The organism is Citrobacter sp. Cpo100 (assembly GCF_030332595.1).
In the GTDB taxonomy this organism is placed as follows: domain Bacteria; phylum Pseudomonadota; class Gammaproteobacteria; order Enterobacterales; family Enterobacteriaceae; genus Citrobacter; species Citrobacter portucalensis.
This window is the reverse complement of sequence record NZ_JAOWHM010000031.1, coordinates 388,143-413,658: the sequence shown is the minus strand read 5'-3', so window position 1 is coordinate 413,658 and position 25,516 is coordinate 388,143. Positions and strand designations below refer to the sequence as shown.

At 52.7% G+C, this 25,516-nt stretch carries 23 protein-coding genes and 1 pseudogene; 9 read left to right on the top strand and 15 right to left on the bottom strand.

Annotation, left to right across the window (positions count from 1 at the left end; genetic code table 11):
- The first annotated feature begins 8 nt into the window (after nucleotides 1–8).
- The 4 genes from menB to pmrD all read left to right on the top strand — a co-directional run bounded on the left by menB (nucleotide 9) and on the right by pmrD (nucleotide 3,608).
- A complete protein-coding gene (menB, locus tag OGX96_RS08825) occupies nucleotides 9–866 on the top strand; it encodes a 1,4-dihydroxy-2-naphthoyl-CoA synthase (protein ID WP_003027671.1) in 858 nt (285 codons plus the stop codon).
- On the top strand, nucleotides 866–1,828 hold the full coding sequence (menC, locus tag OGX96_RS08820) for an o-succinylbenzoate synthase (protein WP_198801516.1): 963 nt from the start codon (nucleotides 866–868) through the stop codon (nucleotides 1,826–1,828). Before menB ends, menC begins: the two co-directional genes overlap by 1 nt.
- A complete protein-coding gene (menE, locus tag OGX96_RS08815) occupies nucleotides 1,825–3,249 on the top strand; it encodes an o-succinylbenzoate--CoA ligase (RefSeq protein ID WP_198801517.1) in 1,425 nt (474 codons plus the stop codon). The genes menC and menE overlap by 4 nt, the downstream gene beginning before the upstream one ends.
- A gap of 95 nt (nucleotides 3,250–3,344) precedes the next feature.
- Nucleotides 3,345–3,608: a signal transduction protein PmrD gene (gene pmrD, locus OGX96_RS08810; RefSeq protein WP_128611958.1), complete on the top strand. Its 264-nt coding sequence runs from the start codon at nucleotides 3,345–3,347 to the stop codon at nucleotides 3,606–3,608.
- Nucleotides 3,609–3,610: 2 nt separating this feature from the next.
- Here pmrD and arnF read toward each other — a convergent pair whose 3' ends face one another.
- The 8 genes from arnF to nudI all read right to left on the bottom strand — a co-directional run bounded on the left by arnF (nucleotide 3,611) and on the right by nudI (nucleotide 11,707).
- Complete coding sequence (gene arnF / locus OGX96_RS08805; RefSeq protein WP_153687463.1) at nucleotides 3,611–3,997, bottom strand: 4-amino-4-deoxy-L-arabinose-phosphoundecaprenol flippase subunit ArnF; 387 nt, start codon at nucleotides 3,995–3,997, stop codon at nucleotides 3,611–3,613.
- Complete coding sequence (gene arnE / locus OGX96_RS08800; RefSeq protein ID WP_003834709.1) at nucleotides 3,997–4,332, bottom strand: 4-amino-4-deoxy-L-arabinose-phosphoundecaprenol flippase subunit ArnE; 336 nt, start codon at nucleotides 4,330–4,332, stop codon at nucleotides 3,997–3,999. Before arnE ends, arnF begins: the two co-directional genes overlap by 1 nt.
- Nucleotides 4,329–5,987: a lipid IV(A) 4-amino-4-deoxy-L-arabinosyltransferase gene (arnT, locus tag OGX96_RS08795; RefSeq protein WP_137377523.1), complete on the bottom strand. Its 1,659-nt coding sequence runs from the start codon at nucleotides 5,985–5,987 to the stop codon at nucleotides 4,329–4,331. Before arnT ends, arnE begins: the two co-directional genes overlap by 4 nt.
- The gene (gene arnD, locus OGX96_RS08790; RefSeq protein WP_103285577.1) at nucleotides 5,984–6,886 is read right to left on the bottom strand and encodes a 4-deoxy-4-formamido-L-arabinose-phosphoundecaprenol deformylase; all 903 of its coding nucleotides are present in this window, start codon (nucleotides 6,884–6,886) and stop codon (nucleotides 5,984–5,986) included. Before arnD ends, arnT begins: the two co-directional genes overlap by 4 nt.
- A complete protein-coding gene (gene arnA, locus OGX96_RS08785) occupies nucleotides 6,883–8,865 on the bottom strand; it encodes a bifunctional UDP-4-amino-4-deoxy-L-arabinose formyltransferase/UDP-glucuronic acid oxidase ArnA (protein WP_128611962.1) in 1,983 nt (660 codons plus the stop codon). Before arnA ends, arnD begins: the two co-directional genes overlap by 4 nt.
- On the bottom strand, nucleotides 8,862–9,845 hold the full coding sequence (gene arnC / locus OGX96_RS08780) for an undecaprenyl-phosphate 4-deoxy-4-formamido-L-arabinose transferase (protein ID WP_008785329.1): 984 nt from the start codon (nucleotides 9,843–9,845) through the stop codon (nucleotides 8,862–8,864). Before arnC ends, arnA begins: the two co-directional genes overlap by 4 nt.
- A 2-nt stretch (nucleotides 9,846–9,847) precedes the next feature.
- Nucleotides 9,848–10,987: a UDP-4-amino-4-deoxy-L-arabinose aminotransferase gene (gene arnB / locus OGX96_RS08775; protein ID WP_198801518.1), complete on the bottom strand. Its 1,140-nt coding sequence runs from the start codon at nucleotides 10,985–10,987 to the stop codon at nucleotides 9,848–9,850.
- A gap of 294 nt (nucleotides 10,988–11,281) precedes the next feature.
- Nucleotides 11,282–11,707: a nucleoside triphosphatase NudI gene (gene nudI, locus OGX96_RS08770; RefSeq protein WP_198801611.1), complete on the bottom strand. Its 426-nt coding sequence runs from the start codon at nucleotides 11,705–11,707 to the stop codon at nucleotides 11,282–11,284.
- A 317-nt stretch (nucleotides 11,708–12,024) separates the two neighbouring features.
- Here nudI and OGX96_RS08765 point away from each other — a divergent pair, with 317 nt between their 5' ends.
- Nucleotides 12,025–12,567, top strand: a complete 543-nt coding sequence (locus OGX96_RS08765; protein ID WP_048215871.1) for a YfaZ family outer membrane protein — start codon at nucleotides 12,025–12,027, stop codon at nucleotides 12,565–12,567.
- A 79-nt stretch (nucleotides 12,568–12,646) separates the two neighbouring features.
- Nucleotides 12,647–13,843: a nicotinamide mononucleotide deamidase-related protein YfaY gene (locus OGX96_RS08760; RefSeq protein WP_286582749.1), complete on the top strand. Its 1,197-nt coding sequence runs from the start codon at nucleotides 12,647–12,649 to the stop codon at nucleotides 13,841–13,843.
- A gap of 38 nt (nucleotides 13,844–13,881) precedes the next feature.
- Here OGX96_RS08760 and OGX96_RS08755 read toward each other — a convergent pair whose 3' ends face one another.
- From OGX96_RS08755 to glpA, 4 genes are all read right to left on the bottom strand, one after another.
- Nucleotides 13,882–14,799 carry an Rpn family recombination-promoting nuclease/putative transposase gene (locus OGX96_RS08755; protein ID WP_198801520.1) on the bottom strand — a complete coding sequence of 306 codons (918 nt, stop codon included), beginning with the start codon at nucleotides 14,797–14,799 and terminating at the stop codon, nucleotides 13,882–13,884.
- A gap of 183 nt (nucleotides 14,800–14,982) precedes the next feature.
- On the bottom strand, nucleotides 14,983–16,173 hold the full coding sequence (gene glpC, locus OGX96_RS08750; RefSeq protein WP_286582745.1) for an anaerobic glycerol-3-phosphate dehydrogenase subunit GlpC: 1,191 nt from the start codon (nucleotides 16,171–16,173) through the stop codon (nucleotides 14,983–14,985).
- Nucleotides 16,170–17,429, bottom strand: coding sequence for a glycerol-3-phosphate dehydrogenase subunit GlpB (gene glpB / locus OGX96_RS08745; protein WP_071445255.1), 1,260 nt, complete (start codon nucleotides 17,427–17,429; stop codon nucleotides 16,170–16,172). The genes glpC and glpB overlap by 4 nt, the downstream gene beginning before the upstream one ends.
- The gene (gene glpA / locus OGX96_RS08740; protein ID WP_032944055.1) at nucleotides 17,419–19,047 is read right to left on the bottom strand and encodes an anaerobic glycerol-3-phosphate dehydrogenase subunit A; all 1,629 of its coding nucleotides are present in this window, start codon (nucleotides 19,045–19,047) and stop codon (nucleotides 17,419–17,421) included. Before glpA ends, glpB begins: the two co-directional genes overlap by 11 nt.
- A gap of 270 nt (nucleotides 19,048–19,317) precedes the next feature.
- Here glpA and glpT point away from each other — a divergent pair, with 270 nt between their 5' ends.
- Together glpT and glpQ are read left to right on the top strand one after the other, a co-directional pair.
- Nucleotides 19,318–20,676: a glycerol-3-phosphate transporter gene (glpT, locus tag OGX96_RS08735; protein WP_286582742.1), complete on the top strand. Its 1,359-nt coding sequence runs from the start codon at nucleotides 19,318–19,320 to the stop codon at nucleotides 20,674–20,676.
- Nucleotides 20,677–20,679: 3 nt separating this feature from the next.
- Nucleotides 20,680–21,747 (top strand): glycerophosphodiester phosphodiesterase, encoded by a 1,068-nt coding sequence (gene glpQ / locus OGX96_RS08730; RefSeq protein WP_008785318.1) that lies wholly within the window; start codon nucleotides 20,680–20,682, stop codon nucleotides 21,745–21,747.
- A gap of 61 nt (nucleotides 21,748–21,808) precedes the next feature.
- On the opposite strand, the pseudogene OGX96_RS08725 reads toward glpQ, so the two are convergent.
- Nucleotides 21,809–22,686 (bottom strand): annotated as a pseudogene (locus tag OGX96_RS08725) (LysR family transcriptional regulator).
- Nucleotides 22,687–22,846: 160 nt separating this feature from the next.
- Here OGX96_RS08725 and OGX96_RS08720 point away from each other — a divergent pair.
- Nucleotides 22,847–24,037, top strand: coding sequence for an MFS transporter (locus OGX96_RS08720; protein ID WP_048234859.1), 1,191 nt, complete (start codon nucleotides 22,847–22,849; stop codon nucleotides 24,035–24,037).
- 3 nt (nucleotides 24,038–24,040) lie between these two features.
- Here OGX96_RS08720 and yfaE read toward each other — a convergent pair whose 3' ends face one another.
- Nucleotides 24,041–24,295, bottom strand: coding sequence for a ferredoxin-like diferric-tyrosyl radical cofactor maintenance protein YfaE (gene yfaE / locus OGX96_RS08715; RefSeq protein ID WP_003027609.1), 255 nt, complete (start codon nucleotides 24,293–24,295; stop codon nucleotides 24,041–24,043).
- Nucleotides 24,295–25,425, bottom strand: coding sequence for a class Ia ribonucleoside-diphosphate reductase subunit beta (gene nrdB, locus OGX96_RS08710; RefSeq protein WP_003834668.1), 1,131 nt, complete (start codon nucleotides 25,423–25,425; stop codon nucleotides 24,295–24,297). The genes yfaE and nrdB overlap by 1 nt, the downstream gene beginning before the upstream one ends.
- Nucleotides 25,426–25,516 lie beyond the last annotated feature (91 nt).

Here is a 25,516-nt window from a genome sequence, read left to right as displayed (position 1 = left end):
GACATTTTATGATCTATCCTGATGAAACAATGCTTTACGCACCGGTAGAATGGCACGATTGCTCTGAAGGCTATACCGACATTCTTTACGAGAAATCCACCGACGGTATCGCAAAAATCACTATTAATCGTCCACAGGTACGCAATGCCTTCCGTCCGGTCACCGTGAAAGAGATGATCCAGGCGCTGGCGGATGCCCGCTATGATGACAACATCGGCGTAATTATTCTGACCGGTGCTGGCGACAAAGCGTTCTGCGCAGGCGGCGATCAGAAAGTGCGTGGTGACTACGGCGGATACCAGGATGACTCCGGTGTGCATCACCTGAACGTACTGGACTTCCAGCGCCAGATTCGTACCTGTCCGAAACCGGTAGTAGCGATGGTTGCAGGTTTCTCCATTGGTGGTGGCCATGTGCTGCACATGATGTGTGACCTGACCATTGCGGCTGAAAACGCCATCTTTGGTCAGACCGGCCCGAAAGTCGGTTCTTTCGACGGCGGTTGGGGCGCTTCCTACATGGCGCGCATCGTCGGTCAGAAAAAAGCGCGTGAAATCTGGTTCCTGTGCCGTCAGTACGATGCAAAACAGGCGCTGGATATGGGTCTGGTCAACACCGTGGTTCCGCTGGCGGATCTGGAAAAAGAGACCGTACGCTGGTGCCGTGAAATGCTGCAAAACAGCCCAATGGCGCTGCGCTGCCTGAAAGCCGCACTGAACGCCGACTGTGATGGTCAGGCTGGTCTGCAGGAGCTGGCAGGTAACGCCACTATGCTGTTCTACATGACGGAAGAAGGTCAGGAAGGCCGTAACGCTTTTAACCAAAAACGTCAGCCTGATTTCAGCAAATTCAAACGGAATCCGTAATGCGTAGCGCGCAGGTATACCGCTGGCAGATCCCCATGGACGCGGGGGTGATTCTGCGCGACAGGCGGTTAAAAACGCGTGACGGGCTGTACGTTTGTCTTTGTGACGGCGAGCGCGAAGGGTGGGGAGAAATTTCCCCACTGCCGGGCTTCAGTCAGGAAAGCTGGGAAGAGGCACAAACCGAGCTGCTGGCCTGGGTGAAAGTCTGGCTGCAAGGGGATGACTCCTTACCGCAACTGCCTTCGGTCGCCTTTGGCGTAAGCTGTGCGCTTGCCGAACTGGCTGGCGTATTGCCACAGGACGCGGACTATCGTGCTGCGCCGCTGTGTACCGGCGATCCTGACGATCTGGTGCTACAACTGGCGGATATGCCGGGCGAAAAAGTGGCGAAGATCAAGGTCGGTCTGTATGAAGCGGTCCGCGACGGCATGGTAGCCAATCTGCTGCTTGAGGCGATCCCGGAGCTGCATTTGCGACTTGACGCCAACCGGGCCTGGACGCCGTTGAAAGCACAGCAGTTCGCGAAATACGTTAATCCGGAATATCGCGGACGCATTGCCTTTCTCGAAGAGCCGTGCAAAACCCGCGATGATTCTCGTGCCTTCGCGCGTGAAACCGGCATTGCCATCGCCTGGGATGAAAGTCTGCGTGAAGCGGATTTCACCTTCGAAGCCGAAGAAGGCGTCAGGGCCGTGGTTATCAAACCTACGCTGACTGGCAGTCTCGATAAAGTCCGCGAACAGGTGGCTGCGGCGCATGCGCTTGGTCTGACTGCCGTTATCAGTTCGTCAATCGAGTCGAGTCTGGGCTTAACCCAGCTGGCGAGAATTGCCGCCTGGTTAACGCCGCAGACCATTCCGGGTCTGGATACCCTGAGTCTGATGCAGTGCCAGCAGGTACGCACCTGGCCGGGTAGCACGTTGCCGTGTATCGACGTTGATGCGCTGGAACGTCTGCTATGACCCAGCAGGAAATGCCCGATAGCGTGAGCTTATCGGGCCTGGTGCAGTTCAGTGACTGGCCGTGGCGTCACTGGCGACAGGTTCGTGCGAAGGCGCCAGCCTTACGCCTCAACGATGAGGTACTAAGCTGGAGCGATCTCTGCACACGTGTAGATCATCTGGCCTGTGGTTTTGCAGCTCAGGGCGTGGAAGAGGGCGATGGTGTTCTGCTTCGCGCCTGGAATCATCCGCGCGCTTTGCTGGCCTGGCTCGCGCTGCTGCAATGTGGGGCGCGGGTTTTACCTGTGAACCCACAGTTGCCTCAGCCGCTGCTTGATGCGCTGATCCCGGACTTAACGCTACGTTTTGCGCTGGATCTGGAGGCCGCTATCGCACTTCCGGAACTCAGCCCGTTGCAGATGCGGTCGTTACCAGGCGATCGCGCCGCTGCGTGGTTGCCTGAACGTTTGAGCACGATGACGTTAACTTCAGGTTCTACCGGATTGCCAAAAGCGGCTGTTCATACCTGTCAGGCGCATCTGGCAAGCGCGCAGGGCGTACTGTCATTAATGCCGTTTGGTGCTGAGGATGACTGGCTGCTCTCGCTGCCGCTGTTTCATGTTTCCGGTCAGGGTATTTTGTGGCGCTGGTTGTTCGCCGGAGCGCGAATGACCGTGCGCGACAAGCAGCCGCTGGAGCAAATGCTGGCTGGATGTACCCACGCTTCACTGGTGCCCACGCAGCTGTGGCGCTTGCTGGTCAACAACACGCCGGTCACGCTCAAAGCGGTACTGCTGGGAGGTGCGGCAATTCCTGTTGAATTGACGGAGCAAGCGCGCGAGCAAGGGATTCGTTGCTGGTGCGGTTACGGATTAACGGAGTTTGCTTCTACGGTCTGTGCGAAAGAGGCGGATGGTCTGGCAGATGTGGGTTCCCCCCTGGTGGGCAGAGAAGTCAGAATCGTTGATGATGAAGTCTGGCTGCGTGCCGCCAGCATGGCGCAAGGTTACTGGCGTAACGGACAGCTTATTCCTTTAGTGAACGCGGAAGGCTGGTTTGCAACCCGCGATCGCGGCGTGCTAAAGGACGGCAAGTTAACGATTGTCGGTCGTATGGACAATCTGTTTTTTAGCGGCGGGGAAGGTATACAGCCGGAAGAAGTGGAACGCGTGATTGCAGCGCATCCGCATGTTCTACAAGCCTTTATTGTGCCAATAGAAGACAAAGAGTTTGGCCATCGCCCGGTGGCGGTCATTGAGTATGACGCTAATGCTGGAGAAACTAATCTCGCAGAGTGGGTAAAAGATAAGCTAGCCCGCTTTCAGCAGCCGATTTGTTGGCTAACATTGCCGCCCGAGCTCAAAGCAGGAGGAATTAAAATTTCGCGCCGTGCGTTATTGGATTGGGTAAGTGCTTCATCATTAACATTAAGAAAACATTAATAGTATTTCTCGTTATTGTCATTCCGCAGCTATTGTCCTTTTGTTTATCTGCTAAAGTGTAACCTATTGTGAAATTTATTAACAAAAGGTGCGCTATGGAATGGCATGTGAAGAAGTCTTGCTGTCACAAAAAAGCAGGGAGGCTCTATATCGTACTTTGCGATAGCGGTGGTTCGCTCAAGATGCTTGCTGAGGCGCAATCTTCCGAGCGGATTAAGCCCGGCGATCTCCTTTCACCGCTGAAGGATGCACAGTATTGTATTAACCGCGATAAATCCCGTGTCATTAAGGTAATTGATGCCAGACAGTACATCTGTGATGAATGGGAACGTCTGTTACGACTGTCTGAAGATAAGTAATCTCAGGGCTGGTGTTTGCGTGAAGGCAGAAAAATCGTCATTAGCCCTGCCATGATGCACAGTACCCCTGCCAGCGCTTTCACTGAAAATGTTCCCTGCCAGCCGGGCAGGATCATTGAGGCAACCCACACCAGCACATAGCTCAGGCTGAGTAGGGCATAGGCTTTGCTCAGCGCGAGTTGGTGTAGTGCTTTATGCCAGCAAATAACCGACAGCAAATACCCTGCCAGCCCGGCATATAAAGCAAACGCTCCGATACTGACAGAGAATACGGCGGAGATGAACGTCAGCGGCTGCAGCATTGGCGGCAGATTATCCATCGCAAAGCCGAGGCTCAACTGGGCGATGGAGGTGATCATCACGCTACATAATCCCCAAAATACGCCCATTACACTGCACTCCCAAGAATAAATATGCCGGTAATGATCAGCCCAACGCCCAGCCAGTGGCGGGTTGTGACGGGTTCGCGCCAGATTTTCCAGGCCGCGAGAGTTACCCATACAAAGTTAAGACTCAGCATGGGATAGGCAATACCGACAGGAATGTTTTGTAAAACCGCCAGCCATAGCAGCATGGCCAGACCGAGGCTTGCCAGAGCAAGCCCAATCCATTGCGTAATGTAGCGTTTTCGCGCACGAACAGACACCGGTCGGGTTGCCTGCTTCTGGCATAGCTGGCCGCAGACGCTGAGCAGGCTGGCGAGGACTAAGGCTATCCAGATCATTTGGGCCGATACTGAATCAGGACCAGACGCCCCTGATTATCAATGTAGTCAGCGGGAGGGATGGCAAGCTGATTAATATCTTCATCCTTTCCGACAGAGAGCACGAGCGTAATGTTTCCTTGTTGACGATGTTGTGCTAACCAGTCGGCAAAATTCTCCCGACTGACAAAGCGGCCTTGAGCATCCGGGTAGTTGAGACCGTATTTTAACTCGCCCGTTTGTCCGTACATCATGATGTCGTCGCGCTTCAGGCTCCAGGCCAGTCCCGCAGCGACGCCAACGCTGTCGGTGAGAATATAACGGCTCGGCTCCAGCGATTCTTTGGTCATCTCGACAAAAAACTGCGGCTGTTTAGATTCCATCACCCGGTCAGGAATGGAGAAGCCAAATAACAGCGCCAGCCCTAATGGGCATAGTGCTGCGAATTTCCAGTTCTTCTCGCGGTTATTTAGCGTATACCAGCCAAAAAGCGTCCAGATGATAAAGATGCCCCAGGCACAAAAAACCTTATACGTTTCGATATGCGACCAGACCGGCGTCTTCAATGGTCCCAGCGTGGAAACAATAAACGTAGCGACGATGCCGACGACACCAAATAGCACGTTGATCCAGCCATTGATGCGCAGGGATGCTGAGTCTTTTTCCGCAGCCTGCAGGCCGAAGCGCGCCGTTAATATCGCCAGCGGCGCGAAGCAGGAAAGAATATAGGTCGGCAGTTTTCCTTTCGCGATGCTGAAAAACAGGATTGGCATAATAATCCAGCTTAACAGGTACAGAGCACTGCGCGGAACATCCCGCTCACGCCAGCCCGTACGCAGCGCGCCGGGAAGCAGACCGAGCCACGGTAATGTGCCTGCCACAAATATCGGGATGTAGTACCAGATAGGAGCCTTATGCTGGGCATCATCCTGCGCAAAGCGCTGAATATGTTCAACCCAGAAGAAGTAATGCCAGAAATCCGGTTCGCGTTGTGCAATCGCTATACCCCACGGTAGTACGATCGCGATGCAGCCGATCACCGCCAGCAGACCGTAGAGAATGAGGTCTTTCCAACGCTTTTGTGCAAAAACCCAGGGTAATACGCTAAGCACAGGGACGGCGAGTGCCAGAAAACCTTTGGTCATTACACCCATACCGCAGGTCAGCCCAAGCAGCAAAAAAGCGATGATTTTGCGTGTTCTGGTGGTGGCCTGCATGCCTTCCCAAAAACAGCACATGCCCGCCATCAGCCAAAGCGCTATGATGGGATCAAGTACCGCGTAGGTGCCGATGCTGTAAACCGAAAAAAACGTTAAAAAGATAGCGGAGGAGAGTACGGCGGTACGCTTATCCTGCCATAACCGCATGGCAAGCCAGGCTACCAGTAATGCGGTCAACAAAGTGGCAAAAATAGCACCCGCTCTGACACCAAAATTGTTTGCGCCAAACAGCCATTGTCCGATGCTGTTCAACCAGTATCCGGCAATTGGTTTTTCAAAATAACGCAGCCCTAAAAAGTGTGGAACGATCCAGTCACCAGAGTTGAGCATTTCCCGGCTGATTTCAGCATAGCGCGTTTCATCAGGCTGCCAGAGCATACGGCTGTTGATAGGTAAAATAAAATACAGTGCGATTAAAGCGATAAATGCCAGAGTGTAGCGGGCAGCAGGTTTCATGGTGTCACACTCACCGGTTGTTGGCAGCCGAGCCATCCCTCTCTGCCGGGTATTTTTCCACGTACTATCTGTCCTAACGGCAGCGTACTGATGTCGTCAGGTAACAGCTCGCCAAGCGGGCAGAATGTCATCCCCATATCGGCAGCACGAATGAGCAACTCGTCAAAATTCTGATGAAAGGCGATACCTTCAACTTCCGCATGAATGGTGTACACCGGTGTTCCTCTGCTCATCTGGATGTGGGAGAGAATATAGGAGTTGAAGTCCACCGCCTGGACCTCCTGACCAACCACTTCATCCCATGTTGGTAGGGTGACGGGAATTTGTGGCGTCCCCGTTTTCCCGGATTCCAGCACCGGACGAAATAACGACGTTCCCCGACAGTCACTGTTATAGCGCAGATGGAATGCTTCTTTGGCATGGACGACACGGTTGTCGGCACGCCATCCGGCAACGGCAGAGCAGGTGACTGGCTGACCGATGATGGCTTCAAGTGCGATGATACCTTGCGAAATATCATCAATCAGCTGTTTGTCATTCCAGTTTCCGCTTCGCGCCTGCCAGGCGTGATGATCCCAGGCATGCAAACCGGTTTCATGAATCTGGGCGGTTTGTGCAATGATTGCCGCGTTGGCCTGGCCGATCTCTTTTCCCGGCCATGCGGTTCCCGCCAATAAAATATCCCATCCGTAGAGCGATGCTGCGTTTGAACGCAGCATTTTCCACAGAAATTGCGGCTTCACAAGACGCCAGAGATGGCGTCCCATGTTGTCAGGCCCAACGCTAAAGAAAAAACTTGCCCGAACGTTATGTCGGTTTAATGTCTCCAGCAGGCGGGGCACGCCTTCGCGCGTCCCCCTGAATGTATCGACATCAATGCGCAAGCCTACTTTGGTCATGATGTGTGTTCCGTGATATCCACACTGCGTAAGAAGAAGTCCAGCGTCTCTTCTACCGTTTCCTGCATCTCAATGGTCGGTTCCCAGTTCAGGCAGCGTTTTGCATTGCGAATGTTAGGCTTACGATGCTCAACGTCTTGATAACCTTTACCGTAGTAGCTGCTGCTTTCGACGTCACGGAAACCGGCAAACGGCGGGAAGTGGTTACGCAACGGATGTTTTTCAAAGCAGGAAAGCAGCATTTCTGCCAGTTCCTGAATACTTGCTTCGTTCTGCGGATTACCGATGTTGATAATCTCACCGTCACAGCGGCCGCCTTCGTTTTCAATGATGCGGTACAGGGCTTCGATACCATCGCGAATGTCGGTAAAGCAGCGTTTTTGCTTACCGCCTTCAATCAGCTTGATCGGTGAACCTTCCACGAGGTTGAGGATCAGCTGTGTAATGGCGCGTGAGCTGCCGATACGCGCGGCGTTAAGGCTGTCCAGACGCGGTCCCATCCAGTTAAACGGGCGGAACAGGGTGAAGCGCAATCCCTCTTTTTCGCCGTATGCCCAGATAACACGGTCCAGCAGCTGCTTGGATACGGAGTAGATCCAGCGTGGTTTATTGACCGGACCGACGATCAGATTCGAACTGTCTTCATCAAAGACCTTGTCGGTACACATGCCGTAGACTTCGGAGGTTGACGGGAAAATGATGCGCTTGCGGTATTTCACGCAGTAACGAATGATTTTCAGGTTCTCTTCAAAATCGAGCTCAAATACGCGCAGCGGGTTGCGGGTATATTCGATAGGCGTTGCGATCGCTACCAGCGGCAGCACAACGTCGCATTTTTTCACATGATATTCAATCCATTCGGAGTGAATGCTGATATCACCTTCGACGAAATGGAATCGCGGATGTTGCAGGAAACGCCCAATGGCGTCGCTGCCAATATCGAGTCCATACACTTCGTAATTATCTTCTTGCAGCAGGCGCTCGGTCAGATGGTTACCAATGAAGCCGTTAACGCCGAGGATCAGTACGCGAGTACGGCGTTTGCTGGTGGTCACTGACTGGCTGTTCAGGCGAGAACCTGGCACCAGACCCAGAACTTGCGCCAGTTGTGAACCCTGCATTGCAATACCATCGCCAGCTTGTCCGGTAATAATCTCCAGTGCGCCATCGGCACAGGCGATCAGTAAAGGAGACACGGAGATGACGGTACCCGGCTGGGCCGCAATGTCGTTTGTGCAAACGCGCGATGACCAGACGGTGAACTTTTGCGTGCCAACATAGCTAAATGCGCCCGGCCACGGATCGCTGACGGCACGGACCTGGTTATGTAACTCCGCGGCAGGTTTGTTCCAGTCGAGGAAGCTATCTTCCGGCGTACGGCGACCAAAACAGGTAGCATCTGCATCCTGTTGAGGGAATTCGGAGTAACTTCCCGCGTTGATGGCCGGCAGTGTCTGCTCCAGCAGGTGACGCGCAGCCTGGCACAATTTATGGTGCAGTGTTAACGCCACATCATCCGGTGAAATAGCAACGCGCTGCTGGGCAACTATGGCACCAGCATCCGCGCGTTTGACCATGCGGTGAAGTGTGACGCCCGTTTCGGTTTCACCATTGACCAATACCCAGTTCAATGGCGCGCGACCACGGTATTTCGGCAGCAGCGAGCCGTGCAGATTAAATGCACCCTTAGGGGCAAGACTGAGGATCTCATCACTCAGTAAATGGCGATAGTAGAACGAGAAGATAACATCGGGTGCCAGTTGGCTAATGCGCTCAATCCACAGGGGATGATTAACCTCGTCTGGGGCGTAAACCGGAATACCGGCGCTGGCCGCGAGGCGGGAAACAGATCCAAAAAACGCTTTTTCACCCGGGTTGTCGGTGTGCGTAAAAATGGCAGCGATTTCATAACCTGCATCCAACAAGGCCTGGACACCCTGACATCCCATATCGTGATAGGCAAATACGACGGCTTTCATGCGCGGTTTTCCTCGGTTGACTGCGTAGTTTGTGGGCGGATAACGTGTTGAACAAAATAGCGGGGGCGGGCGCGGACATCGTTATAGATGCGACCGATATATTCGCCGAGTAAACCCATGCCAATAAACTGTGCGCCGATAAAGGTAAACAGGACGGCAAACAGCATGAATACCCCCTCCGCTGCCCACTGTGGGCCGAGCGTCAGGCGCAGAACAACAAGCAGGACTGATAAGGTAAAGCCCGTGGCGGCGATCACGCTGCCCAACAGGCTCAACATGCGAAGCGGTGTTGTGGTAAGGCAAGTCACCAGGTCATACATCAGGTTGATCAGACGCATGAAGCTGTATTTGGAGTCACCAAATTCACGCTCTGCATGATGTACCGGGATCTCCGTGGCGCGACGGGCAAAAATGTTGGCCAGAATAGGGATAAAGGTGCTGCGCTCCTGGCAATGCAGCATGGCATCGACGATGTGACGGCGATAGGCGCGTAGCATGCAGCCGTAGTCGCCCATTGCTTTACCGGTGGTTCGTTGGATCAGATGGTTGATCATTCGTGAGGCGGTCTTACGAAATACGCTATCCTGACGGTTCTGGCGTACCGTGCCTACCACATCGAAACCCTCATCTGCAGTGGCGACCAACCGAGGGATCTCCTCCGGCGGGTTTTGCAAATCGGCATCCAGCGTGATGATCAAGTCTCCGGTGACATGGCTGAAACCGGCCATAATCGCCGAGTGCTGTCCGTAATTACGATTCAGTAAAATAGAGACAATATGGCTGTTCGGTGCCTGAGAGGCGTCCATCATCAACTGAGCGGAACGGTCGCTGCTGCCGTCGTCGATTAGCAGAATTTCATAGTCTTTGCCCAATTTCTCGCAGGCGTCGCTGGTGCGTCTGATTAACTCTGGCAGGCTTTCCTGTTCATTAAAAACGGGAATAACAACCGAGACTTTTTTAATCGGTGTGGCTTCAAACATGCTCATTGTCCTGCTATCTCGCGAAGCGCCGTAATGACCCGCTGAGTGTCATCATCGGTCATGTCAGGGAATAACGGCAGCGAGCAGATGCGCGCGCTGTTCCATTCAGTATTTGGGAGCGAAAGGGTAGTGAAGCGTTCGCGATAATATTTTTGCGTATGGGCCGCACGAAAATGCAGACCGGTGCCGATATCTTTGGTCTTCAGCGCTTCCATCAGGGCATCTCTGCTCAACCCGCAGCGCGTTTCATCAACACGAATGATGAATAAGTGCCAGGCATGAACGTGCGACCACTGCGGTAGGCTCAGCGGCTGGAATGGCGTATCGGCCAGCGCTTTTTGATAGTGCTGGGCAATTTGCGCCCGGCGTGAGTTCAGTTGCTCCAGCTTATTGAGCTGTACCAGCGCAATAGCGGCGTTAATATCCGTCAGGTTGTATTTGTATCCAGGTGCAAGCACTTCGGCTTGTGGTGCCCGGCCGTAGGTTTGTCGATCAAAAGCATCAACGCCCAGACCGTGAAACTTCAGGCTGCGAAGCCGCTGAGCGAGCTGGCTGTCGTCGGTAACGATCAGTCCACCTTCCGCACAGGTGATATTTTTAATAGCGTGAAACGAGAAGATTGCCGTGCCGCGAGCACCGACATGACGGCCCTTATACAATGTCCCTACGGCATGGGCTGCGTCTTCTATTACCGGGATTCCATAACGCTCGCCAATGGCATAAATTGCGTCGAGGTCGGCGGGGGCGCCAGCATAATGTACTGGAACAATGGCTTTGGTTCGTGGGGTAATAGCGGCTTCAATTTGCTCAGGTGTCACCATAAGCGTATCGCGGTCGACGTCGATCATGACGGGCGATGCACCCAGCAGCACAATCATGTTGAGGGTAGAAACCCACGTCATCGACGGCGTTATGACCTCGTCGCCTGCACCAATGCCCAGCGCCATCAGCGTAATGTGCATTCCTGCCGTGGCGGAGCAAACGGCGATGGCATGCTTATTCCCCGTGAGTTGGCAAAAAGCCTCTTCCAACTGTTGATTTTTCGGGCCGGTGGTTATCCATCCAGAGTCCAGAACCGCCTTCACTGCGGCAAGTTCTTCAGCGCCCATGGCCGGGCGAGAGAAAGGCAAAAAGTCAGACATCATTATTCCTTCAAGCCATTTAACGCCACCGAAGTTTTATTTTTAGTGATAAACAGGGGCGTCGTTAATTATTTCATCAGGCTACAAAGGTTAATGACTGAAGGTTAATTTATCCTTAAGAGTTTAAGGTTTGAGAGAGGCAAGAAAATAGCGACATTCTCTCTATATACATTTGATAGTAAATAACTTTTATGGGGATTATGTTGTCTTGGCGACACTGCTGCTTACTGTAGACAGGTGGCTGCAATGCCGCTATTAAGAGGGGAATATTTATGTCGCTATTATAATGATAACTTAAAGTAACCCCTTCAAGGTCAACGTTTTACGTGTGGCGATATTTAAATCGTAGGCACTGAGATCTTCTGGTTTAACCCAGACGAATGCCTGGAACTCTTCGTTAATCTTCACTTCACGATTTGCCGCGACACAATCGAAGATAAGATAAATCATGTAAATCTCTTCCTGACTGCCATCAGCATAGGTTTTAGTGCGAATATCATCACTGAAGGTCCAGGGGGTAATTTCTGATAACACCAATTGTTCGCCCAGCTCTTCCCTCACTTCACGGCGCAGAGCTTCTTCAATACGTTCACCTGGTTCAACACCGCCGCCAGAAAGCGCCCACTGGCCGGGAAACACACCGCGGTCATCAGCCATTTTGCAGAGTAAATAACAGCCATCGTTTTGAATTAATGGGCATACAATCGTTCTTTGGCGCATCATTCGAGTCCTTGTTGGGGAAGTAGAGAAAATTCCGTCATGCACGCATCTTACCTTTTGCTGGCGGCAGAAAAAATGTTTCATCGGTGATTAAGAGCGCTTTGGCAGGGAAAACAGGATGTTTGTTGAAAATGACGTTCTGGGACGTCCAACTGTGTAATTGGCACAAGAATTTAACCTTAAATAAATCTTGTGAGTAGTATTTAGTTACAATATGTCATTGCATCGCTTTTTTAGCTCATTGATTCCTCGCCATCTGACAGTACAATTCATCGGTTTTGGGGCTATGTTTTGATTCTTGCTGGAAAGGATAGAAAATGAAAAAAAGTTTAATGTTGGGTTTTGCCGGAATGCTGTTTGTTTCCGCGTCGGCTAGCGCGATTAGCATCAGCGGCCAGGCTGGCGAAGACTACACCAACCTGGGCTTCGGTATGGGCACTGAGAGTACTGGTCTGGCCGTCAGCGGTAACTGGATGCATAACGATGACGACGGTGATGTTGCCGGGCTGGGTTTAGGTTTGAATATCCCACTGGGGCCGCTGATGGCGACCGTTGGTGGTAAAGGTGTTTATACTAATCCAAACGATGGCGATGAAGGTTATGCTGCTGCTGTCGGTGGTGGTTTACAATGGCCAATTGGCGATAGCTTCCGTCTGTTTGGTGAGTATTATTACTCTCCTGATTCACTTTCCAGCGGTATCGACAGCTATGAAGAAGCGAATGCCGGTGCGCGTCTGACCATTATGCGTCCGCTGAGCATCGAAGCCGGTTATCGTTACCTGAACCTGGCAGGCAAAGACGGCAACCGTGATAACGCGATTGCTGATGGCCCGTACGTTGGGGTTAACGCCAGCTTCTAACATTTCTGGCGCGGCGTTCAGTCGCGCCTTCCCCCCTCCATGCGTTATAGTGTTTTCATCATAAAAGCAGGAGAACACGATGTTAAACGTGGAGATGCTATCCACAGGGGATGAAGTGTTGCACGGACAAATCGTCGACACCAATGCCGCCTGGCTGGCCGATTTTTTCTTTAATCAGGGTTTACCGCTAACACGCCGCAACACGGTAGGTGACAATCTTAACGATTTAGTCACCGTTTTGCGTGAGCGTAGCGAACACGCCGATGTACTGATCGTTAATGGCGGTCTGGGACCTACCAGCGATGATTTGAGCGCGCTGGCAGCGGCAACGGCAAAAGGCGAAGGGTTGGTGCTGCATGAAGCATGGCTGGCCGAGATGGAGCGATATTTCCGCGATCGTGGCCGCGTGATGGCGCCGAGCAACCGCAAACAGGCTGAACTTCCGGCCAGCGCTGAGTTTATCAATAATCCGGTGGGTACCGCGTGTGGGTTCGCCCTGAAGCTTAACCGCTGCCTGATGTTCTTTACACCGGGTGTACCGTCAGAATTCAAAGTCATGGTGGAGCATGAGATCCTGCCTCGTTTGCGTGAGCGTTTCTCTTTGGCTCAGCCCCCGTTATGCCTGCGATTAACCACCTTTGGCCGTTCTGAAAGCGACCTGGCGCAGAGCCTGGATCCGCTCCCGTTGCCTCCGGGAGTAACAATGGGTTATCGCTCCTCAATGCCAATTATTGAGCTGAAGCTGACCGGGCCGGACTCCCAACGGGAAGCGATGCTGGCACTGTGGCCAGAAGTTAAGCGGGTTGCCGGGCAGAATATGATTTTTGAAGGTACGGAAGGCTTACCCGCGCAAATCGCCCGCACGTTGCAAGAACGGCAATTCAGCCTGACGCTGAGCGAACAATTCACCGGTGGTCTGGTGGCATTGCAGCTTTCTCGTGCGAATGCGCCACTGTTGGCGAGTGAAGTGGTTCCGCCTCAGGAAGAAACGCTGGCGCAAACGGCGCATTGGATAACCGAGCGACGCAGCAAGCATTATGCTGGATTAGCACTCGCGATATCGGCTTTCGAAAACGAACATATTAACTTTGCGCTGGCCACAGCTGATGGGACACACGCCTTGCGCGTACGGCTGAATGCAAATCGCTACAGCCTGGCGATTCGTCAGGAAGTGTGCGCGATGATGGCGCTAAATATGCTGCGCCGCTGGCTTAACAATCAGGATATCGCTAGCGAACACGGCTGGATCGAAGTGGTTGAGTCGTTGACGATTTAATCACAGATTGGGAAGGCTAAATGCCTTCCCAATCTGGCTCATGCGGTGGTATCGCCAGGCAATAGCCCGGTAATTAACTGAACTAAATCACGATCAATACCTTGTTCCAGCATTATGTGAGCGATACGTAAGGCTTCTTCTTGCATACCTTTTTGCACCCCTTGCTGTATCCCTTCTTGCAGTCCATTTTGGTGGCCTTCCTGCCTGAGCCTCTCTGCAATTGTCATCAGCTTCTCCTTGTGATGGGGGGATCGTTCGGCAACTTCGCGGATAAACTCGCTGACGCGAGAAACGTCGCCGTACCGTATCAGGTAATTAAATAGCGTTTGTAGCTGGCTGTCATTAGCAGTGCTTGTAACTAATAGCGAGACCAGTCGATCCACTAACCCCATTAAGTCACGATCGCGGATATGTTTTTGCATCAATTCAAGCAGCGCAACCCTGCGATGCTGCGCGATTTCATCGTCAGGTATTACGGTAATGTCGACCAGCGGAAAAGCCTCTGAATACAGTTGTCGCGCCAGTTGCGGATTATCAAATTCATCCAGCCAGTTGAGCGACCAGGGATAGGGACTTTGTTGACCGTGATAAAATAACATGGGGATCACCAGCGGCAGCGTTTTATTCCCGGCATCAAGATGATGCTGCATCGCCGCGGTGGCATAACGCATCAGGCGAAATGCCATATGCGGTACCGCGGTACTCTGATGTTCAATAACACAATAAATATAGCCCTGACCTTCGCGGGTTTTTAGTGACCACACTACGTCGGAGTAGTATGCGCGGAGATCTTGTTCGATAAAACTGGTGGACTCCAGCTTCAGCGTTTGTAAATCACATATCTCACGTAATGCGATAGGAAGGTGTATATCCAGAAAATCCCGAGCCATCTCAGGGTAAGACATTATCTTTTTAAAAACGGCATCATGTGGTGTAGATGTAGTGGATTTAGCCATGGTAGTCCGTCACCAGAAAGAGAAGATGGCGTGACGGTATCCACTTTTAATATGCGCTGCATGCGGGAAATGGGTTCTTTGCGTGGGTGAATCAGAGATAAATACGTCCGACTGCAACGTATTCAATTAAGCGGAACGGGCTACGCAAAAATGCCCGGTAGCAAACGCCACCGGGCAACAGAGTTAACCCAACGCTTTGGCAAGCAGGGTGATAGGATGTTCGCAGCGTTTGCTTGTTGACATCTCAATCTGCCATTTACAGGTTTCGCAGTCGGTGACGACGATATCAGCGCCGCTTTCTTCAATTTGGCGGAATAACGGTGCGCCAATCGATTGTGATGTCGGGTAGTTTTCCTTTTTAAAGCCGTAAGTCCCGGCAATCCCGCAACACTGAGAATCCAGCACCGTCAGCTCCAGCCCTGGAATTTGTCGCAGTAGCTCCAGCGTATAGAGCGTCCAGCCCATTTTCTCCATGTGACATGGCGTGTGATAGGCCACCTTCAGCGGCAGCGTTTTCAGCGGCAGCGTTTTACCTTCATCCAGCTTGCGCCACAGCCAGCGGGTTGCCAGTTCAATGTGTTCACGCAGGCCTGAGTTGTCGACATCCAGCACTTCCGGATATTCATCACGTAGCGCAAAGGTACAGGTTGATGAGGTGGCGATCACCGGAATGCCTTTGCCATCAATCGCCTCTCTGAGTGAGGCCACGTTGCTTACTGCCTGCTTACGCGCTTTATCGGTAAAACCGTTGGCAATCAGCGGTACGCCGCAGCATTTCTCTTTACTCAGCAGTTGCACGCCAGTACCCATCGCATTCAACACCTTGATCAGGTCTTTGCCGAGCTGGGGATGGTTGTAATTCACAAAACAGCCGTGGAAAAAGGCGACCTGATCCTGGTACTGCGCCTGCTGTGCGGCAACGCTGCGATACCAGCGGCGGAAGGTGCCAAAGGAGTACTTCGGCAGCGTACGGCGATGATCGATTTTTAACGCGTAATCCAGCAGTTGACGCACCGGTTTTAATGAGGTAGCGGTATTCACTATAGGGGCGAAGGGGGTGGATACACTGCCCATTAAATCGGTATGACTTAAGACAAAGTTACGCAACGATGGGCGCGTCGTGTCGTATTTGGCGCGCGCGCGCTGGATGATATCGCCGATTTTCACGTCTGACGGACAGGCCACTTCGCAGCGTTTACAGTTGATGCAGTATTTCAGCGCGTCGTCATATAGCGCGCCATCTTTCAGGCGCAGACGTTCACCGTCCGGGCCGGCCTGCTTAGGGCCCGGGTAGCTCGGATTGACGCGGCTTACCGGGCAGGCGGTGGTGCACACCGTACATTTGATACAACTTTCAAAACGTGTGTCGCTCATTGCTGTCCTCCTGCACGTTTCGCAATATGATGCGCGGCATGTAAGGCGCTAACTGCGCACACGCCGCCTCCGCAACCCTGGGCGATAGGGTCGAATCCGCCGAGGACGGAACCGATGGCATACATGTTCTCTATCGTTTTTCCCGCCAGTGATGGACGCAATGCGGAATCGGTTGTTACGCCAAACTGTTGCCACGGTTGTGGATCGAAAACATCACGCTTATACCACTCGGCGCGGGTCGCTGTTTGCTGTACATCCAGTCCCAGGATTGGTTCATGGATTGCCTCACGCGTGGCGACCAGCCCGCTACTGAAGAAGCTGCCGCTGGCGAGCACGGCGAAACGTGGCCGCAAGGGGATATCGGCATGATTTCGGGTCCAGATTTCGCTGACCACGCCATCCTGACAGGTGATTTTTTTCACTTCATCACCCGGCATCCACACACCGCCCTGGCGCACAAACTGGCGCTGTAATTTGTTGTGCAAACGCATGCCCAGTACCGAAGGTGGTAGGGTCGGTAATAGTGTCAGCGAGCAGGGGAGGCGCTCGTTAAGCCACTGCCAGAGCCGCTCATCGGCCAGACCAAAGCATGCCGGCATGATTATCATGTCGCAGGTTTTTGCCATTGGCAGCAATGCGTCATAGAGCAGCGACCATTTATCTTCGTTATCCAGCAGGCGCGCAATATTAACGGCACGAAACTCGGTTGGGTTATCACGCAGGACATCCAGCTCCGGTAGCTCGATTTCTGCCGTCTCGACGCTGAGATTGCGTTGGCGTAATGACGCCGCGGCGAGATGCGCCTGAAAATCCAGTAACCCGCTAATCCCTACAACGCAGATACGCTGCGCGGACAGTGGCCAGACCGGCACTTCCGGGGAACTTAACCAGGTTGAGCGCAGGGTGCCCAGCGGGGTAACACGTTGATGTGCCTGATGCACTTTGCCCTGCAAATGCGTTCCGCATTCTTCCAGTAAATTTTGCGCCTGTTGGGCCAGTTCCAGAACGTTCTGCGTTCCGATGGTGCTATACGGATGTGCGGGTGCCTGAGTGCGCAGCGCATTCAAACCCGCTTCTATATCCGTCACCGGCTGACCATCGGGTAAGCTGCTGAGCAAATCCAGTGAGCCGGAGGAAAAATGCAGGGCGCTTTGGCCGCGGGTAACAATCGTGCAGCGCAGTCCGCTTTTTTGCAGTTGCAGGCCACATAGCAGTCCGGCGAGGCCGCCGCCGATAATGACGGTATCAAATTTCATCCTGGTGCTCCTTTTCCAGACCACACAACCCTTGATAAACCCAGCGCGTGAATTCGCTTTCGCGCAGCGCATCTCCCCAGGCGATAGGCTGCACGCCTTTCCAGCGTTCGTTGAGGAAGTCGGAAAGCTGGGTAATGGACTGCGCTGCGGTAGTGACATTGAAACGTTGCAGCAAACCTGCGGCGCGACAGGCACACAATTCGCCCTGGCAGGTCCCCATTCCAACACGGGTACGGCGACGCAAATCGAGCAGGCTGTTGACGGTTAAATTCTCGACGGCGTATTGCACTTCGCCTGCGGTGACTGCTTCGCATTCACAGACCAGACTGCGGTGCTGACGGCCTTCGCTAAGCCATGCAGGGGTGCGATCGCCGTGACGGTAGACCGCCGAGCCGCGCAGTGGAGCTGGCAATGAGATCACACGTTTAAGCGTATGCTCGGTAGATTCCTGTGAGCCAGGCAGCGCGGTGTCTGCCGTTGTGCAAGGCTGGGTATTGCCCAGCTTACGGCAAACGGCATCGGTGGCCCATTCCGCCATCAGGCGGTAGGTCATCAGTTTGCCGCCGGTAATGGTGATAAACCCTTCCAGTCCGTCACGTTCAGCGTGATCGAACAGTACAATCCCACGGCTGACGTTACGACCGCTTGGGTCGTCGTCGCTGGCCACCAGCGGGCGTACGCCGGAGTAGGCGCGTAAAATGCGCGTTTTCGCCATAATCGGCGCCAGCTTCTCGCCTTCACGCAGCAGAATATCGACCTCTTCTGCGGTGACGCGGTTGCTGTCGATATCGTCGTAATCAATGTGCTGTGAGGTGGTACCGATCAGTGAAATGGTATCGCCAGGCACCAGAATATCGGCGTCAGAGGGCTTACGGCAGCGGTTAATGACATGCTGGTTAATGCGATGATCCATAATCAGCAACGAACCTTTGGCCGGGAACATACGGATGCTCAGATCGGCATATTCCGCAATGCGTTGACCCCAGATCCCAGCGGCGTTGACGACAACCGGTGCATGCAGGGACTGCATTTCGCCTGTCAGATGATTGCGCACGTTAACGCCGCAAACCGTTGCGCCTTCGCGGATCAGTCCCGTCACTTCATGCGCCGTTAAGATAACCGCGCCATGCTCACGCGCATCCAGCATGTTAGCTGCTGTTAAGCGGAAAGGATCGACCGTGCCGTCTGGTACTTTTACTGCACCAATCAGCTGTGGATTCACAGAAGGTTCGATAATACGTGCCTGCTGAGGGTCAATCGCTTCTGCGCGAATCCCCGCCTCTTCACAGGCGCGAATAAAGGTGGCCTGGAAGGAAAGCTCATCCTCCGGCAGAGTAATAAACAGACCGTCCGTTGGCTCAACGCAATGACGGGCGATACGTTTCAGAATTTGGTTTTCGCTGATGCACTCACGGGCAGATTCAGCGTCGGTGACGGCGTAGCGTGCACCGCTGTGCAGCAGGCCGTGGTTGCGTCCGGTCGCACCTGTGGCGATATCGTGGCGTTCCACTAAGATGACGCGCAACCCGCGCAGCGCACAGTCACGTGCGATCCCTGCACCTGTTGCTCCTCCACCAATGATAATCACGTCACTTGTTTGCGAGTCGCGAGTTTTCATTGTTTTTCCTCACAGTTCGTTTTTTATCATTTAGCCACATAAAAAACATGGATTGTTTGATTTCGCGCATAATCGCTCATTATTCGAAAATGAAACGTGATTTCGTGCGCCTTTATGAACATTTGTCATAAATCTGTAACAATATGTGCTGCGTTTCACATTTTTGTTATGTATCTTTCCTTAACATCGCGGCCACACTGGGAGCGGTAGGGTAGTAATGACGAACTGCAGTGTTTACTTCGAATGAAAGACGGCCACGGAGGCTACACTATGTTGAGCATTTTTAAACCAGCGTCACACACGGCGCGTTTACCTGCAGCGGAGATCGACCCGACATATCGTCGATTACGTTGGCAGATTTTTCTGGGGATTTTCTTTGGTTATGCCGCGTACTATCTGGTACGTAAGAACTTTGCCCTTGCGATGCCGTATCTGGTTGAACAAGGTTTCTCGCGTGGCGATCTGGGTTTTGCGTTGTCCGGTATCTCCATTGCTTACGGATTTTCGAAATTCATCATGGGGTCCGTTTCGGATCGCTCGAATCCGCGCGTTTTCCTGCCAGCAGGTTTGATTCTGGCTGCCGCAGTGATGTTGTTTATGGGCTTTGTGCCGTGGGCGACATCGAGCATTGCGATAATGTTTGTGCTGCTGTTCCTCTGCGGATGGTTCCAGGGGATGGGGTGGCCGCCGTGTGGTCGTACCATGGTGCACTGGTGGTCGCAGAAAGAGCGTGGAGGCATTGTTTCCGTCTGGAACTGTGCGCATAACGTGGGTGGCGGTCTGCCTCCGCTGTTGTTCCTGCTGGGTATGGCCTGGTTCAATGACTGGAAAGCGGCGCTGTATATGCCTGCTTTCGGTGCGATCGTCGTCGCGCTGATTGCTTTTGCCCTGATGCGTGATACACCGCAGTCCTGTGGTCTGCCGCCTATCGAAGAGTATAAGAACGACTATCCGGACGATTACACCGAGAAAGCGGAAGAAGAGCTGACTGCGAAGCAGATCTTCATGCAGTACGTACTGCCGAACAAACTGTTGTGGTACATCGCTATCGCCAACGTGTTTGTTTATCTGCTGCGCTACGGCATCCTGGACTGGTCACCAACCTACCTGAAAGAAGTGAAGCATTTCGCACTGGACAAATCATCCTGGGCCTACTTCCTGTATGAGTATGCGGGTATTCCAGGCACGCTGCTGTGCGGCTGGATGTCGGATAAAGTCTTCCGTGGTAACCGTGGCGCGACCGGGGTGTTCTTTATGACGCTGGTAACTATTGCGACCATCGTTTACTGGATGAACCCGGCAGGCAACCCGAACGTGGATATGGCTTGTATGATCATCATCGGCTTCCTGATCTACGGTCCGGTAATGTTGATTGGTTTGCACGCGCTGGAACTGGCACCGAAAAAAGCGGCGGGAACGGCGGCTGGCTTTACCGGTCTGTTCGGTTATCTCGGCGGTTCTGTGGCCGCGAGCGCCATTGTTGGCTACACCGTTGACTTCTTCGGTTGGGACGGCGGCTTTATGGTGATGATTGGCGGTAGCGTGCTGGCGGTTATTCTGCTGGTAGTCGTCATGATTGGCGAAAAACGCCATCACGAAGAGATGGAACTGAAGCGTAACGGGGGCTAATAGATGAAAACCACATTGAAAAGTCTCAGCGTGGCGCTGATGCTCGCAGGTATGGTGGTCAGCAGTGCAGCTGTTGCCGCAGATAAAATCGTGATTGCGCATCGTGGCGCCAGCGGTTATCTGCCGGAGCATACGCTGCCAGCAAAGGCGATGGCCTATGCCCAGGGGGCGGATTATCTGGAGCAGGATTTGGTTATGACCAAGGATGACCATCTGGTCGTCCTGCATGACCACTATCTTGACCGCGTCACCGATGTTGCCGAGCGTTTTCCGGATCGTGCGCGTAAAGATGGGCGTTACTACGCCATCGACTTTACGCTGGATGAAATTAAATCGCTGAAATTTACCGAAGGCTTCGATATCGAAAATGGCAAAAAGGTCCAGACCTACCCAGGGCGCTTCCCGATGGGTAAATCTGATTTCCGCGTGCACACGTTCGAAGAAGAGATTGAGTTTGTTCAGGGATTAAATCATTCCACCGGTAAAAACATCGGTATTTACCCGGAAATGAAAGCGCCGTGGTTCCATCACCAGGAAGGGAAGGACATTGCGGCTAAAACGCTGGAAGTACTGAAAAAGTACGGGTATACCGACAAGAACGACAAGGTCTATCTACAGTGTTTTGATGTTGCAGAGTTGAAGCGCATTAAAAATGAACTGGAACCGAAGATGGGGATGGATCTCAATCTGGTACAGTTGATTGCGTACACTGACTGGAATGAAACCCAGGAGAAAAAGCCGGACGGTAGTTGGGTTAATTACAACTACGACTGGATGTTTAAACCGGGTGCCATGAAGCAGGTTGCGCAGTATGCGGACGGCATTGGGCCGGACTACCACATGCTGATTGATGAGAAGTCGAAGAAGGGCAATATCTCGTTAACTGGCATGGTACAGGACGCACATCAGAATAAGATGGTTGTGCATCCTTATACCGTTCGCGCCGATCAACTGCCGGATTACACCACTGACGTAAACCAGCTGTATGACATTCTTTATAACAAGGCGGGCGTGGACGGGCTGTTCACCGACTTCCCCGACAAAGCAGTGAAATTCTTGAATAAAGAGTGATGGCGTAAGGCCTGTGATGCACCTCCGGTCACAGGCCTTAATGGATGAAACGTTTTAACTGCTAGATAAGGCCGTCTGCTGTCAACGTTTCCATACATGCCTGCAGGAGAAATAAAGGGCTGCCGTCCACCGGCGGCTCTTTTGCCAGTAAGGATATCTGTCGATAGAACGTCGGTTCCAGCGGGACTGAGCGTACTTTCCCACCAACCGCCTTCAGCGTTAATTCCGGTAATAACGCTATACCCAGCCCCTGACGAATAAAGCTCATCGCGGTATCCGGATGGTTAAACTCGTATTTAATGACCGGTTCAATTCCCTTCTCTTTAAATAGCGCCATGATGCTTAATTCATAGCGACCTTTGCTGATAATGAGCGGTTCTCCAACCAGTTGTTCCACTGAAATCGTTCTATTGGCCGCAGCGGGTGGCTTTCAGGAACTACAACGGTAAATTTGTCGCGATACACCGGTACGCAGTACATGCCATTTACCGGGAAATGTACAAATCCCGCATCGATATCCCCACTGCGCAGGGAATCAACGATTGCCGTGCTGTTTTCCTCATAAGGGATAATTTTGATATGCGGGTGGTGCTGCTCGAAGTGGTGGATGATACCGGGCAAAATACAGGCACAGGCGCTGGGAAAGCAGCCGATTCGCAGGGCTCTGGCCGGGTTTTGTCGCTCTTGCTCGGCAATCTCTTTCACCGCGTTGGTTTCAGACACGATCGTCCGCAGGTGTGAAACGATCCGACTCCCGGCCGGACTAAGTTGAATGTCTTTGCGGCGTTCGCGGATAATAATATCAACCCCTAGCTCTTCCTCTAGCGCTGAAATTGCCTGGCTAACGGCGGATTGGGTCATGTACAGCCGCTTGCTGGCTTCGGTAAAACCACCGTACTCAAGTACGGCAAGCAGGGCGTGGATCTGGGTTAATGTCATTAGCTCCCTCTAATCAACAATATTAAAACGATTAATTTCTCTAATATAATGGACCTGTTTATACTTGCGGTCTACCGTAAAATCACACTTCGACGCACCTGTCCGTAGTTCAGTTGAGCTGAGCGTTGCCTGCGTGCGCCGTCTGGACAGGTTGTCGAATATGAAAGAAAAACTGTGGACGAAAGATTTTTGGGCAATAACGATAATCAGCTTTATTATATTTTTTGTTTTTTATGTCCTGCTCACGCTGTTACCGATCTATATTTCGGATCGCCTGCATGCCACTCCAGATAAGGCCGGATTATTAGTCACCTTCTTTTTGGGGGCCGCAATTGTTGTGCGCCCGTTTGCGGGACAATGGGTAGGAAAATATTCGAATAAAACAATTCTGGTGCTCTCTTCTCTGGCCTTTTTGGTGGTCACTGCGCTGTATCCTGTTTGCCACTCAATTGAATCACTGCTGTTGATTCGGGTGCTTCATGGTGTAACGTTTGGCGTTATTACCACGGTAAAAGGAACGATTTCCGCGCGGTTGATACCGGCCTCCCGACGTGGGGAGGGCATCAGTTTTTTCTCGTTAGCCATGGGACTGGCAATGGTTGTGGGGCCGTGGGTAGGGCTGAACATGGCACGCTGGGAAGCTTTTACCACTGCATTCTGGCTGTGTAGCGCGGTTGCCGTACTGGGTATTATCCTGTCATTGATTGTCGCCGTACCGCCGGTTATCCGTCATGCTGACGGCTCAAAACCGAAGCTGGGATTTGCTGCAATGTTTGATCGCGCCGCACTGCCTTTCGCAATGGTGACGTTTTTCATGACTTTTTCCTACGCGGGCGTTTCCGCTTTTCTCGCACTGTATGCACGCGAGCTCGATCTGATGGCCGCCGCCAGTAATTTCCTGCTGTGCTACGCCATTTGCCTGATGATCTGTCGAACCTTTACCGGCAATGTTTGTGATAAAAAAGGGCCGAAATACGTGGTCTATCCGTGTTTGCTGGCTTTCACCGTCGGGCTGGTGGCGCTTGGCTATACTAACGGCAGCATTATGATGATTATTTCCGGTGGATTAATTGGCATCGGTTATGGTTCGGTCACACCCGTATTTCAGACACAAATTATTAGTTCGGTGGAACCGCATAAAATTGGTATCGCCAATTCGCTGTTTTTCAATGCGATGGATGCGGGAATGGCAATCGGCGCGTTTATCATGGGGATGATGGTCGAGGGCGTGGGATATCGGGCGATTTATCTGGTGGGTGCGCTGCTGGTGGTACTGGCCGGGGCGCTGTATATCATGCAGATGAAAAAACGCGGAGACGTGGTACTGGTCTCCGCGCATGAAGTTCACTAAACACTACAGCTCTATTTCAATATCGCCTTTTGCCCGGCAACAGCACGGCAATATTTCACCGGGCTGAATGAAGGCCAGCGGTTCTGCAATCCAGTCAACCTGTCCCGCCACCAGGCGGGTACGGCAGGAACCGCAGTAGCCTTCACGACACTGATATTCGACCTCAACATCGTGCGACTCGAGCGCGGCAAGCAGGGAAGGGTGTTCATCCTGGCACAGCAACTGCGTGCCAGAGATGCGCAGAGTCACGCGGCCCATCAGAGCTGGAAGTTACTCAGATCGTCAGTATCGACTTCGGCATCGATCTGGCCGACCAGATAAGAGCTGACTTCCACTTCCTGCGGCGCAACCTGGACGTTGTCAGACACCAGCCAGGTATTGATCCAAGGGATCGGGTTAGAACGTGTCTGGAATGGCAGATCGAGTCCAACAGCCTGCATACGGATGTTGGTGATGTACTCAACGTACTGGCACAGAATGTCTTTGTTCAGGCCAATCATTGAGCCATCACGGAACAGATAGTCCGCCCACTCTTTTTCCTGCAGCGCGGCCTGTACGAACAGGTCGTAGCACTCTTGTTTGCACTCTTCGGCAATTTCCGCCATCTCCGGATCGTCCACGCCGCTGCGCAGCAGGTTCAGCATATGCTGAGTACCGGTCAGGTGCAGGGCTTCGTCGCGGGCGATCAGACGAATAATTTTCGCGTTGCCTTCCATCAGTTCACGTTCGGCGAAGGCGAAAGAGCAGGCGAAGCTGACATAAAAGCGGATCGCTTCCAGCGCGTTCACGCTCATCAGGCACAGATACAGCTTCTTCTTCAGCTCACGCAGGTTTACGACAACCGTTTTACCATTAACGGTATGCGTACCTTCACCGAGCAAATGCCAGTAGCTGGTCATCTCGATCAATTCGTCGTAGTAGCTGGAGATGCCTTCTGCGCGTTTCTGGATTTGCTCGTTGGTGACGATATCGTCAAACACCACCGCCGGATCGTTAACAATATTACGGATGATGTGGGTGTAAGAGCGGGAGTGGATCGTTTCAGAAAACGCCCACGTTTCCACCCAGGTTTCCAGTTCAGGGATCGAGATTAACGGCAGCAGCGCGACGTTAGGACTACGTCCCTGAATGGAGTCCAGCAGCGTCTGATACTTCAGGTTGCTGATGAAGATATGTTTTTCATGTTCCGGCAATGCCTGGAAGTCGATACGATCGCGAGAAACATCGACTTCTTCCGGACGCCAGAAGAAAGAGAGCTGCTTTTCGATCAGTTTTTCAAAGATGTCATATTTTTGCTGATCGTAGCGGGCGACGTTCACCGGCTGGCCGAAGAACATCGGTTCCAGAAGCTGATCATTTTTCGTCTGTGAAAAAGTGGTGTATGCCATTGATGTGAATCCTGTCTGGAATGTACTGCCGGATGCGCTTTGCTTATCCTGCCTACAATACCGCGAATTAATTTGTAGGCCGGGTAAGCGT